Annotated in this window: 17 protein-coding genes; 11 read left to right on the forward strand and 6 right to left on the reverse strand. The window is 39.0% G+C overall.

Annotation, left to right across the window (positions count from 1 at the left end; translation table 11 throughout):
* Positions 1-80 precede the first annotated feature (80 nt).
* From hemF to AC1M85_RS12960, 5 genes are all read left to right on the forward strand, one after another.
* A complete protein-coding gene (hemF, locus tag AC1M85_RS12940; protein ID WP_179999238.1) occupies positions 81-1,022 on the forward strand; it encodes an oxygen-dependent coproporphyrinogen oxidase in 942 nt (313 codons plus the stop codon).
* 242 nt (positions 1,023-1,264) lie between these two features.
* On the forward strand, positions 1,265-1,477 hold the full coding sequence (locus AC1M85_RS12945) for a hypothetical protein (RefSeq protein WP_035265018.1): 213 nt from the start codon (positions 1,265-1,267) through the stop codon (positions 1,475-1,477).
* Positions 1,478-1,561: 84 nt separating this feature from the next.
* The gene (gene aroE, locus AC1M85_RS12950; RefSeq protein ID WP_481954805.1) at positions 1,562-2,350 is read left to right on the forward strand and encodes a shikimate dehydrogenase; all 789 of its coding nucleotides are present in this window, start codon (positions 1,562-1,564) and stop codon (positions 2,348-2,350) included.
* A 380-nt stretch (positions 2,351-2,730) separates the two neighbouring features.
* Positions 2,731-4,554 (forward strand): acyl-CoA dehydrogenase C-terminal domain-containing protein, encoded by a 1,824-nt coding sequence (locus AC1M85_RS12955; protein ID WP_488213201.1) that lies wholly within the window; start codon positions 2,731-2,733, stop codon positions 4,552-4,554.
* Positions 4,555-4,725: 171 nt separating this feature from the next.
* Complete coding sequence (locus AC1M85_RS12960) at positions 4,726-5,331, forward strand: SRPBCC family protein (RefSeq protein ID WP_481610303.1); 606 nt, start codon at positions 4,726-4,728, stop codon at positions 5,329-5,331.
* Positions 5,332-5,390: 59 nt separating this feature from the next.
* Here AC1M85_RS12960 and AC1M85_RS12965 read toward each other — a convergent pair whose 3' ends face one another.
* Together AC1M85_RS12965 and hemW are read right to left on the reverse strand one after the other, a co-directional pair.
* The gene (locus AC1M85_RS12965) at positions 5,391-5,726 is read right to left on the reverse strand and encodes a hypothetical protein (protein WP_481586769.1); all 336 of its coding nucleotides are present in this window, start codon (positions 5,724-5,726) and stop codon (positions 5,391-5,393) included.
* A gap of 205 nt (positions 5,727-5,931) precedes the next feature.
* The gene (hemW, locus tag AC1M85_RS12970; RefSeq protein WP_488213202.1) at positions 5,932-7,086 is read right to left on the reverse strand and encodes a radical SAM family heme chaperone HemW; all 1,155 of its coding nucleotides are present in this window, start codon (positions 7,084-7,086) and stop codon (positions 5,932-5,934) included.
* A 112-nt stretch (positions 7,087-7,198) separates the two neighbouring features.
* Here hemW and AC1M85_RS12975 point away from each other — a divergent pair, with 112 nt between their 5' ends.
* The 4 genes from AC1M85_RS12975 (at position 7,199) to AC1M85_RS12990 (ending at position 10,831) form a co-directional block, all read left to right on the forward strand.
* Positions 7,199-7,660, forward strand: a complete 462-nt coding sequence (locus AC1M85_RS12975; protein WP_035264998.1) for a DMT family transporter — start codon at positions 7,199-7,201, stop codon at positions 7,658-7,660.
* A 99-nt stretch (positions 7,661-7,759) separates the two neighbouring features.
* Positions 7,760-9,064 carry an MATE family efflux transporter gene (locus AC1M85_RS12980; protein ID WP_481609219.1) on the forward strand — a complete coding sequence of 435 codons (1,305 nt, stop codon included), beginning with the start codon at positions 7,760-7,762 and terminating at the stop codon, positions 9,062-9,064.
* Between the two features lie 144 nt (positions 9,065-9,208).
* Positions 9,209-10,501, forward strand: coding sequence for an ABC1 kinase family protein (locus AC1M85_RS12985; RefSeq protein WP_481608175.1), 1,293 nt, complete (start codon positions 9,209-9,211; stop codon positions 10,499-10,501).
* A gap of 78 nt (positions 10,502-10,579) precedes the next feature.
* Positions 10,580-10,831, forward strand: coding sequence for a type B 50S ribosomal protein L31 (locus tag AC1M85_RS12990; RefSeq protein ID WP_035264993.1), 252 nt, complete (start codon positions 10,580-10,582; stop codon positions 10,829-10,831).
* 73 nt (positions 10,832-10,904) lie between these two features.
* On the opposite strand, the gene crcB is transcribed toward AC1M85_RS12990, so the two are convergent.
* Positions 10,905-11,285, reverse strand: coding sequence for a fluoride efflux transporter CrcB (gene crcB, locus AC1M85_RS12995; protein ID WP_488213203.1), 381 nt, complete (start codon positions 11,283-11,285; stop codon positions 10,905-10,907).
* A 119-nt stretch (positions 11,286-11,404) separates the two neighbouring features.
* On the opposite strand from crcB, the gene AC1M85_RS13000 reads away from it, so the two are divergent.
* Complete coding sequence (locus AC1M85_RS13000) at positions 11,405-11,737, forward strand: HopJ type III effector protein (RefSeq protein ID WP_035264987.1); 333 nt, start codon at positions 11,405-11,407, stop codon at positions 11,735-11,737.
* 24 nt (positions 11,738-11,761) lie between these two features.
* On the opposite strand, the gene AC1M85_RS13005 is transcribed toward AC1M85_RS13000, so the two are convergent.
* Complete coding sequence (locus AC1M85_RS13005) at positions 11,762-12,988, reverse strand: TIGR03862 family flavoprotein (RefSeq protein WP_488213204.1); 1,227 nt, start codon at positions 12,986-12,988, stop codon at positions 11,762-11,764.
* A complete protein-coding gene (locus AC1M85_RS13010) occupies positions 12,985-13,650 on the reverse strand; it encodes a class I SAM-dependent methyltransferase (RefSeq protein WP_488213882.1) in 666 nt (221 codons plus the stop codon). Before AC1M85_RS13010 ends, AC1M85_RS13005 begins: the two co-directional genes overlap by 4 nt.
* Before the next feature lie 84 nt (positions 13,651-13,734).
* On the opposite strand from AC1M85_RS13010, the gene AC1M85_RS13015 reads away from it, so the two are divergent.
* Entirely contained in the window at positions 13,735-13,914 is a 180-nt protein-coding gene (locus AC1M85_RS13015) for a DNA gyrase inhibitor YacG (RefSeq protein ID WP_035264978.1), read from the forward strand.
* Positions 13,915-14,276: 362 nt separating this feature from the next.
* Here AC1M85_RS13015 and AC1M85_RS13020 read toward each other — a convergent pair whose 3' ends face one another.
* Complete coding sequence (locus AC1M85_RS13020) at positions 14,277-14,921, reverse strand: MBL fold metallo-hydrolase (RefSeq protein ID WP_481586765.1); 645 nt, start codon at positions 14,919-14,921, stop codon at positions 14,277-14,279.
* Positions 14,922-14,935 lie beyond the last annotated feature (14 nt).

Genomic DNA, 14,935 nt, shown 5'->3' on the forward strand with positions numbered 1-14,935 from the left:
TATATCGATAAAATCACCTTAATCTTTCATACAATTTATGTTTTGATGTAGCTAGTTTTTCATTGCCCAAGAGGCTTGGTATGTCACACCCGACTTCTGCAGATATCCAACGTGTCCGTGAATTTTTACTCGACTTACAAACTCGAATTTGTGCTGCGCTTGAACAACAAGAACAACAAGGTGGCGGTAATGCTCAATTTGAGATCGATGATTGGGAACGTCCCGAAGGTGGTGGTGGCAGATCACGCGTATTGCAAGATGGTACAGTGATCGAAAAAGGTGGTGTGATGTTCTCGCACATCAATATCTCAAAGTTACCAGCATCTGCTACCGAACGACATCCACATATAGCTGGCGCACGAGCACAAGCCATGGGGGTTTCTTTAGTGATCCATCCTAGAAATCCAAATGTGCCGACCTCACATGCCAACGTAAGACTATTTGTCGCAGAAAAAGAAGGACAAGATCCTATTTGGTGGTTTGGCGGCGGTTTTGATTTAACGCCATTTTATCCGAATGATGAAGATGTTAAATCATGGCATCAAACTGCGCACGATCTTTGTGCACCTTTTGGCGATCATGTCTACCAAGATCATAAAAAATGGTGTGATGATTATTTTTATTTGAAGCATCGTGATGAACAACGTGGTGTCGGTGGGTTATTTTTTGATGACTTAAATCAGTGGGATTTCGAAACTTGTTTTAAATACATGCAAGCTGTAGGCAATGGATATCTCAATGCGATTCTACCAATCTTCCAACGTAATCAAGATAAACCCTATAGTGAAGCTCAACGCGATTTCCAATTGTATCGTCGTGGGCGCTATGTGGAATATAACTTAGTTTACGATCGAGGGACGTTATTTGGATTACAAACTGGCGGTCGAATTGAGTCTATTTTAGTAAGTCTTCCTCCATTAACGGGTTGGAAATACAGACCTGAATGGGATGAAGGCTCTGCTGAAAAAAAATTAACCGACTACTATTTAAAACCGAGAGATTGGCTCGCTGAACTGCATTAAATGTAAATCACTCGCCCTGTTAAAACAGGGCTTTTTTGTTGAGCAATATATTCATCCCATTGTCTAACGAAATTGAATAATTCCATTACATTCTCTTAGAAAAAAAGGCACAATAGATAAAATTGATTAAATTTTGTCACACTTCTGACACAGCTCTTAAGTTTAATTTAAGCAAAGTACTGTACAATCAATTTTTACTTGTATTACTCATGGAAGTTTTTACTTCTGCATAAGGAATCGATATGCAACACAACTCTATTCGCGCACGTGTTGTCGTATTTTGGACACTGGTTATTGCTCTTTTGAGTGCAATCAGTACCACTATATTTTCAGAAACACTACTCAATGATAGCTTTGGTTTTAGCTTGATGGTGTTTGCAGCTGTTGGTCTACTGCTCAACATTGCGCATATTTTACTTCATACCCTATTTGAAATTTGTAACCCAAGTCATTAATACACTTCATTGAATATGTACATATTGGGAACTTTCTGCATTTGACGTATATTGTTTGCCACTTCTTCATCAGGAATTAGAGCAATGCGCAAACAATTTGCCGTAATTGGAAATCCCATTGAACAATCTCGATCTCCAGAGCTTCATCATGCGTTCGCACAAAAGACTGGGGTGCTCCTTGAATATAGCAAACGCCTTGCTCCTCTCGATGGTTTTACACAGAGTATCAATGAATTTTTTAAGACTGGTGGTATTGGTCTGAATGTCACGGTGCCATTTAAAGAACAAGCTTTTACACAATGTGATGTACTCACTGAACGTGCCAAAATTGCAAAAGCAGTAAATACACTATGGATGAAAGATGGTGTATTGCATGGCGACAATACCGATGGGCAAGGACTTGTTGCAGCCATTCAACATCTAAATTGGCCTCTTGAGCAAGCAAGCGTGCTTATTTTAGGCGCAGGTGGTGCAACACGTGGCGTGATTTATCCACTGCATAAAGCTGGTGTAAATAAAATCATGATTGCTAATCGAACGGTTGCTCGCGCAGAGCAATTGATTCAGGACTTACAACCTGCTGTCCCAGATCTAGAGCTAAACGCTTGTGGTCTTGATCACATAGCAGGTGAATTTGATATTGTTATTAATGCTACCTCGGCAAGCTTATCTGGCAATGCAATCAATCTACCTCAACAGTTAAAATTCAAATATGCCTATGAAATGGCCTATGGCAAACCTTCCACTTTCCTTGATCAAGCGAAACAGCGTGGAATTCCGACTGCAGAAGGATTTGGAATGCTCGTTGGACAAGCGATTGAATCTTTCGCGATTTGGAATGGTGTGCGTCCAGAATTAAAAGATTTTATTTAGTTTTTGCACACGTTTAGTGCCTTGTGAACCGTGCAATTTTTTAAATTGCACTTTTTTCTGTCTAGAATATCGATTAAATCTCTTCGAATTGATTTTAGTGACATATTTTTAGTGCATATTCAAATTGAATAAATTCAAATTAAACATATGGTCATCCATACAACAAAATCAACCTAAGCTTATGTATTAATAATATTATTTTTTCTAATAAACTTCTACTACAACAAATGAATTCAGTTTATATTCATTCAAGAGCCTAAACACTAATTCGCAATTCTGACATTTATTTCCGTGACTTACATCAATGTTTTTTTAGTGTTGTAGGTCAATAATCGGATCATCTAACAAGTATTTTCTCTATTCAAATTAGGAAAAGTTCAATGCCTGCATATAAAGCGCCCGTACGTGATATTCGTTTCTTAATGAACGAAGTTTTTGATTATCCTGCGCACTATAAAACTCTAAGCAACGGCGAAGCTGCTGACTCTGATACTGTCGATATGATTATCGAAGGTGCTGCAGATTTCTGTGAAAATGTATTATCTCCACTTAATCAGCCTGGAGATGAAGAAGGCTGTCATTTTAAAGATGGCGAAGTCAAAACGCCTAAAGGTTTCAAAGAAGCTTACGAGCAGTTTGTACAAGGTGGCTGGCAAGGTCTTTCGTATCCTGAAGAGTTTGGTGGTCAAGCACTGCCTATGTCGCTGAACCTGATCAAATCAGAAATGATGGGTACAGCAAACTGGTCTTTCACGATGTATCCGGGCTTAAGTATGGGTTGTATGAATACCATCATGCAATTTGGTACTGAAGAACAGAAAAACACCTACATGCCTCACCTCACTGCTGGTACATGGTCAGGCACAATGTGTTTAACTGAACCACAATGTGGTACAGACTTGGGGCAAGTTAAAACTAAAGCTGAGCCTAAAGGTGACGGTACTTATGCTATCACTGGTACTAAAATCTTTATTTCTGCGGGTGAGCACGATTTAACTGAAAATATCATTCATATTGTGTTGGCACGTCTTCCAGACTCTCCAGCTGGTACGCGTGGTATTTCTTTATTCATTGTTCCAAAGTTCATCCCAACTGCTGATGGTGGTATAGGCGAACGCAATCCTGTGACTTGCGGTTCTATTGAACACAAAATGGGGATCAGAGCATCTGCTACTGCCGTACTGAACTTTGATGCTGCAACGGGTTATCTGATTGGTGAAGTCAACAAAGGCTTACACGCAATGTTTACCTTCATGAATACGGCGCGTATCGGAACTGCTGTTCAAGGTTTAGCACATGCAGAACTTGCATTCCAAGGTGCATTACCTTATGCAAAAGAACGTATGTCAATGCGCGCACTCTCAGGTAAAAAAGAGCCTGAAAAAGTAGCTGACTCAATTATCCATCATGCTGATGTTCGCCGTATGCTTTTGACTCAAAAAGCGATTGCTGAAGGTGGCCGTGCAATGATCTATCATGCTGCACAGCTTGCTGACAAAATGACTGATGCTTTAGCTCAAGGTGATCAAGCGAAGTTTGATGATTACGATGATAAATTAGGTTTCTATACCCCAATTTTGAAAGGCTTCTTAACAGAGTTAGGTTTAGAAGCAGCAAACCACGGTATGCAAGTCTTTGGTGGCCATGGTTATATCAAAGAACATGGTATGGAGCAGATCGTTCGTGATGCGCGTATTTCAACGCTTTACGAAGGTACAACTGGTGTTCAAGCACTAGACTTAATCGGTCGTAAAGTACTGTTATCTTCTAAAGGCAAAGTCGTTCGTGACTATACAGCTGAAATCTTAAAATTCTGTGGCCAGCACGCACGCAATAAATACATGCGCCGTTTTGCTTGGGACTTAACTAAGATTTGTGCACAATGGAACGCATTAACTGTACGTATTATGCTTGCTGCACGCAAAGATCGCGACATCGTTTCAAGTGCTTCTGTGGATTACTTAATGTTCTCTGGTTATGCAATGATGGCATATTACTGGGCTCAACAAGCGGCAGTGGCATCAGCGAAGTTGGCATCAGGTGATGGTCAAGAAACTCCAGAATTCTACAAAGCGAAAATCAAAGTTGCAGATTTCTACTTTGAGCGTTTACTTCCTCGTGCTCAAGGTCATGCTGAATCTATGGTTAACCCTTCGAAAACTTTAATGTCTTTAGAAGCTGAACACTTCAGTTTTGATTACTAAGATTTCATAGAAAAAAGACCGCCAAGGCGGTCTTTTTTTATTGATCGAATAAACTATCTTACGTTAAGAATACGAAATTACATTTAGAGCAAGAATACAACAGTGGTATCTTGATCAAGCGATATAAATATTCCAAACGAGCTTTTATCAATATACAAAAAGGAAAATAATATGCATAAGACCTTGATCTCCCTCTCTTTACTCATTGCAGTCTTTTTCGCTACAAATAGCTTCGCTGAATCGGATATTAAACATCACCAAAAAACCACGACGTATTCAACAAAGAATTTGAATTACTCGACGAGTGGATCTGCTGAGGTCATTATTCATCGCCCTGTGAGTGAAGTCTTCAATATTTTAACCAATGTGAATCTCTGGCCAAAAATTAATTTGGGTGCAACTCAAGCCATCGAGCCTAAGAATATTCGCGTTCAAAAAGGTACGACTTTTAAAGAGTTTATTAGCAGCCCGATTCCAGGCATAAAAGATTGGAGTAATGAATGGCATGTGATTGAGTTTGAGAAAGATAAGAAGTTTGTTATCGCAACCATAGAGCAATTTGCTCAAGTCCCAATCCATTCAAAAATTACCTATGAATTTGATCGTATCAACGCCAATAGCACAGAATTTGAACGAAAAATTGAAGTAACTTTAGATGATAAATTTATTCAAGGCGCGACAAAACAAGAAGTTGAAGCCCTATATCGTTTTATTGGTTCTCAGTGGGAAATGGCCAATCATTTAAAAAAGTATGTTGAAGATCAACGCTCAAATTAAGGAATAAAAAAACACCTGATTAAACATCCAATTAGGTGTTGTAAATTAATGCATATATTTTAATGCTCACGGTACTCTTTAATCTCTATTGGCTTATCTTTCACGAGTTCGACTGTTCCCTCATTCAAACCATTGAAATTTTTAAAATGAATTGAAACACCATTTTCATTTGCAAGTTTCACACCACTTGCAGCAACCGCGTTCTTCAGGTGATAAACCGCATCCGAGTTATCCCTGAGTTCTGCCGTTTGAAAATTGTCATTTGTTTTTAGCTCTAATGTTAAATCCATTGGTCCAGTAAAATGGATCACCTGTTCACCTTCAGCACGAGCAACTTGATCAACAGGCGCTGAAGCTTCAGCATTTAAATGCGCTGGTCTCTCTTGTTCTGACATTTGCTCACTATTTTTGTTTTTTATCAGCACAACCAACGAATGCCAATCCCAAGATTGAAGCCACTAGAACTAATTTCATTTTTATTACCTATCTTGATGAAAACCATTAAAAAAAATCATCATTATTTTCACAGTAAAAAAGCGAAATAAATGTGGATTTAACAGTTTCGCTGTTAAAAATTACATTGGAGTTTAACTATAGAACTTACAGAAACTCCTCAAGCAATGAGTTCAAATATAAATGTCCTTGAGCAGTGCATGACAAACGGTTTGGATCATCTACAATTAATTTTCTGTCAATCAATGATTGAACTTGATCTTGGATTGATTGCAAAGATAAACCTGTACGAGCTTCATAATGTGAAGTTGGTACACCTTGATTAAGTCGAAGTGCATTCATCATAAATTCGAATGGCATTTCATCAGCTTCAATTTTCTTAAAATGCAAATGCTCTGCAGGGACTTTCGCTAGATAATCTTTCGGTAATCGTGTTTTTTGGTAACGATATACACCATCACTTAGCGTCACTTTAGCATGCGCACCAGCACCAATCGCTAAGTAATCGCCAAATTGCCAATAATTTAAATTATGTGCTGAGGGTTTTTCTTTACGCCAAGCCGACACTTCGTAGTTAGTAAAATCATTTTCGATTAAATAGGCCTCACCCTGTACCTGAATTTCTTCTAATACATCATCGACAGGCAATATAGGTTGAGTTCGAAAAAATACGGTATTGGGCTCAATGGTTAACTGATACCACGAGATATGTGTAGCACCGTGCTCCACGGCAAGTTTTAAGTCAAGTAATGCTTGTTCAAGCGTTTGTTCAGGTAAGCCGTGCATTAAATCAACATTAATTCGCTTAAAGCCTGCATCTTTCGCCAAACCAATTGCTGAAATTGCATCTTGGTTGGAATGAATACGCCCCAGTTTTTGAAGATGATTCGAGTTAAAGCTTTGGACACCTAAAGACAACCGATTGATCCCCGCCTTTAAATAATCTGCAAATGGATCATGTTCTACCGTTCCCGGGTTGGCTTCTAAGGTAATTTCACAATCATCCTCAAACGGAATCAAAGCGCTTAGCTGAGCAAATAGCCATTGATACCCTTGAGCAGAAATGAGAGAAGGAGTACCTCCACCTATGAACACGCTATGAATTTGACGACCCTGAGCAAAATTTATCTGTGTTTTGAAATCCTCAACCAATGCTTGTAAATATTCTTTCTCCAACGTCATGGACAATGCCCCATTGGGTACTGCATGCGAATTAAAGTCGCAATATGGACATTTACGCACACACCACGGCATATGAATATAAAGTGACAATGGAATATCTTGTGGATTCAAAGTAGCCAAACGTACAGCTCAAAACTTAAAAAACTTATTTTAACATGACTACACCATAACGCTCAGAACTGATTCAGTTTTTACTTTACACTCAATATAAAACAAGGACGTGGGTGCATTTATGTTTAAAGTCGCGAGCCAATTTTTATTCTTTATCCCTTTAGCGCTGGGGATAGGAATCGCAATGACCTTCCAAACTGCGATTAACACACAATTACGTGAATATTTATATTCTCCATTACAAGCTGCACTTTTATCATTTTTGATTGGTACAATAGTTCTCGCAATACTGGTTTTTTTTCAACAGACTGAAAAACCACAATTGAGCGAAATTGTACAAATTCCTTGGCATCTTTGGCTTGGCGGTTTTTTAGGTGTTTATGCCATCAGTATTAGTATTTATTCCGCACCTAAATTAGGTTTCTTAACCTTATCGGCATTAATTATTTTTGGACAGATTGTTATGTCCATGATAGTCGACCATTTTGGAATTTTAGGTACAGAAAAAATTGCCATTAATTGGCAGCGCATTTTGGGTGGCGTGGTGATTTTTATAGGTGTGCTTCTCACTTTACAACGCTAAACCTTCATTCTAAGCACATAAAAACGATGAGTAATTTTTGTGTCTAATGTGACTGCAACTTCCAACATCAGTTATGAATTAAAAAAACTATTTCATCTCATGATCCCAATCTTGATTACGCAATTTTCGCAAGCAGGATTAGGACTGATTGATACTATTATGGCAGGACATTTATCTGCATTAGACTTAGCGGCAATTGCTGTCGGGGTAGGTCTTTGGATTCCTGTCATGTTGCTATTTAGCGGTATTATGATTGCAACAACGCCGTTGGTTGCTGAAGCAAACGGTGCGAGGACTCCAGAGAAAATTGCCACTATTACACGACAAGCATTATGGGTAGCCTTAGTTCTCGGGATTATTGCTGGTCTAGTCTTACAGATTCTCCCCTATACCCTTCCCCTTCTTGGCGTTCCAGATTCACTTCACCCTAAAGCTGGCCTATTCTTACATGCGATTGGATTCGGTATGCCAGCGGTCACCATGTTTGCTGCACTACGAGGTTACTCTGAGGCGATTGGTAATCCACGCCCAGTGACTGTGATCAGTTTAATGGCCTTAGTCGTACTTATTCCGCTTAATTTTGTGTTTATGTATGGTCTAGGTCCAATTCCTGCATTAGGAAGTGCTGGATGTGGATTTGCAACGGCAATTCTACAATGGCTGATGCTGATCACGTTGGCATTGTATATCTTGAATAATCAGGCATATCAAAAAACCCAACCCTTTAGTCATTTTGAAAAAATTGATCGCTACTGGTTAAAACGCATCCTTGCTTTAGGTTTCCCAATTGGCTTGGCTATTTTCTTTGAGGTCAGTATTTTCAGTACTGCAGCAATTGTATTGAGTCCATTGGGTGAAATTACGGTAGCAGCGCATCAGATCGCCATCTCCATTACGTCACAATTATTTATGATCCCGATGTCTCTCGCGATCGCACTTACCATCCGAGTGGGAACGTATTATGGTGAAAAGGATTACCAATCTATGCGTAAAGTCCAATGGTTGGGTTTAGCAACAGGTACTGTACTGGCTGTAATGACCATGGTTTTATTGTGGGTCTTCCGCCATCAAATTGTCGCGTTGTATACCTCTGATGTATTGGTGACTCAAATTGCGGTTTACTTGGTGCTATTCGCTGTTGCTTACCAACTGATGGACGCTTGGCAAATCAGTGCTGCAGGATGTCTAAGAGGCATGCAAGATACAAAGGGTCCTATGTGGATTACTATGCTTGCCTATTGGGTGATTGCATTCCCTGTAGGCGTATATCTCTCTAGATTTACCAACATTGGCCCTGCGGGTGTATGGATTGGATTGATCGTGGGGTTAAGTATTGCCTGTGTACTCTTACTCGGACGTTTATATATGAATAATCAGCGGCTAGAGCGTAGTCAATCATCATGAACTATAAATCCCGAATGATCGGGATTTATTTTTTTATGCCAATCATTTACTTACAACTCATTAACAATTTCAAATATGCATCTTTTGATTTGTCGCCTATGATCAAATCAGAAGATGAAAATAATGAATCGAGGTTCTCAACTCATGGCAAACAAAGCGAGCTCTCCCGGCCGTCGTTTCATGAAACTCGCAGGTATGACTGCAAGTATTGCTACTAAAACCGTGTCCAACTCTATCCGCACCTTTAACGCAGATGATGATAAAAAAAATGAAGCACGCAGTAAGCTCTTTCAAGACATTGGTGTTCAAATTGCAGATACCCTTGGGGAAATGAAAGGTGCTGTAATGAAAGTTGGTCAAATTGCATCACAATATAAAGATATTTTCCCGCCTGAAGTCGCGAAGGCTATTGCTAAATTACAACGTCAAGCCCCTGCGATGCCCTTCCAGCAAATCAAGCAACAAGTTGAAAAAGAACTTGGTCAGCCACTGTTAGATGTTTTTAAAACATTTGATGAACAACCTTTTGCAGCAGCTTCGATTGGGCAAGTTCATAAAGCAACCTTAAAAAATGGCCAAGAAGTCGTTGTAAAAGTACAGTACCCAGGCGTAGATGAAGCATGCGAAAGCGATTTAAAACAAGTCCGCTTGGCTTTACGTTTGATGGGTGTATTAAAAGTCGATAAAAAATTACAAGATCGATTATTTGCAGAAATTCAAGACAGCTTACACGAAGAGCTCAACTATGAAATTGAAGCGCAAAATTTAGAGGTATTTAGAACCTTCCATCAAGCATTGGATTCTAAAATTATTATCCCACAAGTTTTCAAAGATTATTCCAGCAGACGAGTTCTTACATTGAGCTTAGAAGCAGGTGACAATATTGAAACAGCAAGCACTTGGCCGCTTGAAACACGTAACGAAATTGGTCGTCGACTAATTCAGGCTCTTGGCCATCAGATTTTCTATCTAAAACGCTTTCATTGTGATCCGCATCCTGGCAATTTTGCTTTCCGCTCCGATGGTAGTGTCATCATCTATGATTTCGGTGGTGTTAAAACCTTATCTGCTGAACTGGTGGATCGATTTAAAAAATTAGTTCGCGCTGGTCGTGCTGAAAATATCCAAGAGATTGAACAACATCTATTCGCGTTGGATGCTCTTGCTGAAACAGGAAAATTCCCTGAGGAACTTTACAAACAATGGTTAGAAGTGTTGCTCAGACCCCTTACCACTCAATACAATTTTGCTGAAAACTCATCTCATCATGATGGCGTCATTTTAGTGAAAAAATCACTTAAGTATTGGGATACATTTAAGCCCTCTCCAGACACATTAATGGTCAATCGTACGATTTCTGGACACTATTGGAATCTGATTAACTTAAAGGTCGATGACAATCTCAATGATTTGTTTGAAACACTCGTTCCGATTTGAAAAAATTAACAAGACCTTACAACCCTCATTATTGTTATGTTATATTATAACATTATATAAATAATTCGGAGTGTTTTCATGCGTCCCAATATTCATCCTGAATACCATGAAGTACTATTTCATGATACCAACGCAGATCAGTATTTCATCATCGGTAGTACGATTCAGTCAAAGCAAACAAAAGAATATCAAGGGAAAACTTACCCCTATGTCACGCTAGATATTTCAAGTGCTTCGCACCCTTTCTATACTGGTGAGGTCCGTCAGGCCAATAATGAAGGTCGTGTGGCAAGTTTCAATAAGCGTTTCGGTCGCTTTAAACGTAAATAATAAAATTTTCGACTCTCACTATTTTTAAGCCTAAATTTACTCCTCCAATTTAGGCTTTTTTTTATTCTTATCGTTATTTATTGGCTAAATAAAATTGAGTAAAGGTAAAACTAAAGATCAGTCCTAAGAGTCCAATCATGATACTACTCACAACATACATCAGTGCCAAATTGTATTGCCCAGATTTTATCAATTGAAAAGTTTCCAAGCCAAAACTTGAGAATGTGGTAAAACCACCTAATATGCCAACCATAAAAAATAGGCGAGCCTCATGTTGTAATACAGGATATTGTAAACTGAATGCAAAAAATCCCCCTGCTAGAACACAGCCCAAGATATTCACAATCCAAGTTGCCCATGGAAATTGATCTGCATTTTGCATGAACCACATACTGGTCATATATCGAAGTGTTGCACCAATCGCTCCACCACATGCTACCCATAACCAACTCATATTATGTCCGTTCTCGTGTATTGATCATATTTCCCCCTTAAAAAGTAACGAATTATTGTCTTGGATTCACGCGTTTTTTCGTTAAGATGTAGCAAATTTAAACGTGTAAGGACTCAATTATGGCTCAAGCATTATTGGAACAATTAAAAAATGGCGAAGCAAAATTTGCCGACGTAATTTCATTTATTGAAGCAGGTTATACACATACGCCAACCGCATTTAGTAATGGTCAACAATATAATGCCAGTAATGAAAATCAAGGGAGTGCTAAAGTTTTTTCCTTTGCTAAATTAAATGGTCTTTCTCAAGAACAAACATTACAGCTTTTTGCAGAACACTACGCTTCTGTTCTGGCGACACCTGAAGCATCAGATCATCAAAATATCCGTCAATTCATGATTCATGGATGGGATGGCATTAAATTTGAAGGAAATGCACTCACTGCGAAATAATCATAAATAAAGACTAGCGCTTGGCTAGTCTTTTTCAACAGTTTTATTTAGGTATTCAATTACACCTAATCCTGCTGCTCGACCTGTTGCAAAACATGCTGTAAGTAAATAACCACCTGTCGGGGCATCCCAATCCAACATCTCTCCACAGCAGAAAACAATTGGATTACTTTTCAACTGTAACTGTTTAGTCAAGGCAATTTCCCGTACACCACCTGCGCAGCTAATGGCTTCTTCAATGGGTCTAAAACCATCTAGTTTGATAGATAAATGTTTAATATGCTGAGCCATTTTCTCTGCAAACGCCCAATCATGCTTTGGGGTCAATTCACGTAATAAATTTGACTTTGCAGTGTCTAATCCCAATTTTCGCCAAACATTATTTATGCTTTGTTTCTTAGCATTCTTAAGTTTAGAGATGATTTCATGCTCAGATAATTCTGGCAGTAAATCTAAATTTAAAACCATGAAATCTTGATATTGCAATTGTGTTCGAAGTGCCCGACCATGCTTATAGACCAACCCACTCTCCAAACCATAGTGGGTGATCACGATATCACCCTTAGCTTTGGGCTGATGATCCACCCAAGCTTCAACTCGTTTGAGTGGCGAGCCAAATACAGGTTCCATATACGAAGACCAAGCTCTGACTACACCAGCATTACTCGGGGAAAACGCTTTTAACTCTTCTTTAGCTAACCATGACTGCCAAGCCCCATCACTACCCAACTGTGCCCATGACACAGCGCCACACGCCAATACAATCGCATCAAATTGCTCAGTTCGTATTGAATTGGATTGAGTATCAAAAACTGTCAGTTCATTTTGATTAAGCGCGGTAATTTGATGCCGATAATGAAAATTGACCTTGGTATCTACTAAACTTTTTAACCAAGCACGCAGTAATGGAGCTGCTTTCATTTCATTGGGAAATATACGACCAGAGCTTCCAACATAGGATTCAATCCCTAGGTTTTTCATCCAATTTCGAATCCAACGCGCATCCCATTTTTTTACCCAAGGTGCAAGCCATTCGGCATGATCATAACGACCAATAAATTGATCGATAGGTTCGGCATGAGAAATATTTAAACCTGTTTTACCTGCCATCAAAAATTTACGTGCAGCTGAAGGCTTTTGTTCAAAAATATGAACTTCAAATGCAGGATGAGCAGATAAAACTTCAGCAGCCATTAAACCTGCTGGACCTGCGCCTACGATTGCGATTCGCTTTGAATATTCCAAATTCATAGATTATTCGTTTGTTGATTTTCAGAAGAGAGCGGCATTTGCCCCTGCAGAGGCATAAAGTGATCGAAGCGAGTTTGGTACGCTTCAGGTTTTTGAATAATCAACTGCTGGCATAATTCACCACGCTCTAGATACTTTACTTCAAAATGCGTTCTTGCCGAAGTTGAAGGGATTCGTTCTTTAACATAAGAAAGGTTCCAAACATTAAGCAGTTGTTGCTCTGCCTCGTCAATATAATCAGGAATATTGCTGGCTAAAGTGATCGTACCATTCGGTTGCAATCGAGACAGTAAAAATTCAAAAAAAGGCATATTCAACCAACGTTGCGCTGGATTATGAGGTTCAGGATTCGGATATAAAATAAAAAAATCTTCAACTTGCTGTGGAAATAGCGCATGTACGATCCAAGGGATTGCATCTGCATGTACAGGTCGCAAATTGGTTTGTCCCTCTAGTTGATGCTGTTTTTGCATCGCTAGAAATTTTTCTCTAGTTCGTTCAATCGCGATTAGTTGTCTTTGCGGATTTTGTTGCGTAAACAATAAAGCATGTTTACCTTTACCCGCCCCAATCTCAACACATAGTGGTTCAGCTAGAATCGGTTGAAAATCGCGTGGCGCATGCATACGCTGTGCTTGAAATTGACGAATCGGCATAATCAGATCAAACTTATGAAAACGCGACAAGTCTAGCAACTCTAAATGCTTTTGCCTATTTTAGCTGTTTTATTTTACTAGGATTGATTTATGCCAAAAACATTTCCGTGCCCACGCTGTGGACAGCCTAGTCAATGGACTGGCAATGAATTTCGTCCATTTTGTTCTGAACGATGCAAACTTATCGATTTAGGAGCTTGGGCAAATGATGAATATCGCCTTCCAACACAGGATTCTCCTCAAGCTGATCAAGGGGAATATCATGAATAATGCCAACATTGCTCAATATTAAAAGAATAATTCAATTATATTTACACAAACAAAAAAATTAGCTTTTTTAAGAAAACTCAATAAATGTGATTTTATTTAAGTTTGTGCTGTGATATTGTGATGACAATCACATTAAAACAACAATTCTACTTTCATAAATACATGAGACTTTATAAATTCACATTCATACTCAGTATAATTTTAACTTGCCTAGGCCTCCTTTTTGCAGGTCTAGGCATTTATCAACATGATTTCGTCTTGATTTTAATCTCTGCATTATTTGTGTTAGCTGCTGCCCTTCTATTTTTGGAATTGAATGACATCAATCGAGATCACTTTTTTCGTTTTTAATTAATTTTTAATTAACCAGCTTTACCTGCCACAAAAGGGTTAAACTTTTTCTCATATCCAATAGTGCTGATTGGACCATGCCCTGAGATAAACTGTGTTTCATCTGGCAAACTAAAACATTCTCTCTCAATCGAATCTAACAACTGTTGATGATTTCCCTTTGGAAAATCTGTTCGTCCAATTGAACCCTTGAAAAGAACGTCGCCAGTCCATAACAAGCCATAATTAGCATTATAGAACATGACATGACCAGGCGTATGACCAGGAGCGAATCGAACCTCAAAGGACTCTTCTCCTAATTTTAAAGTTTCACCACCTTCAAGCCACTGATCAACCACAACAGGCTCTGGAATCGGAAAACCATATCGTGCTGAAACTTCCTGAATCATATCTAACCAAAATGCATCTTCTTTATGAGGACCAATTACTGGAATACCCCACTCTCGCGCCAATGCTCCAACCGCGCCAGCATGATCAAGGTGACCATGAGTTAGCCATAACTCCTTCACGGTTAAGCCTAACTCTTGCACAACTTGCATAATTTTTTCAGGCTCGCCACCTGCATCAATTAACACAGCTTCTTTGGTCTCTTGATCCCAAACCAATGAACAATTTTGCTGAAATGCTGTCACAGGAATAATTTTAACTTGAAGCATAGGAACCTTTAAAT

Source organism: Acinetobacter sp. 24-47-64 (assembly GCF_057737055.1).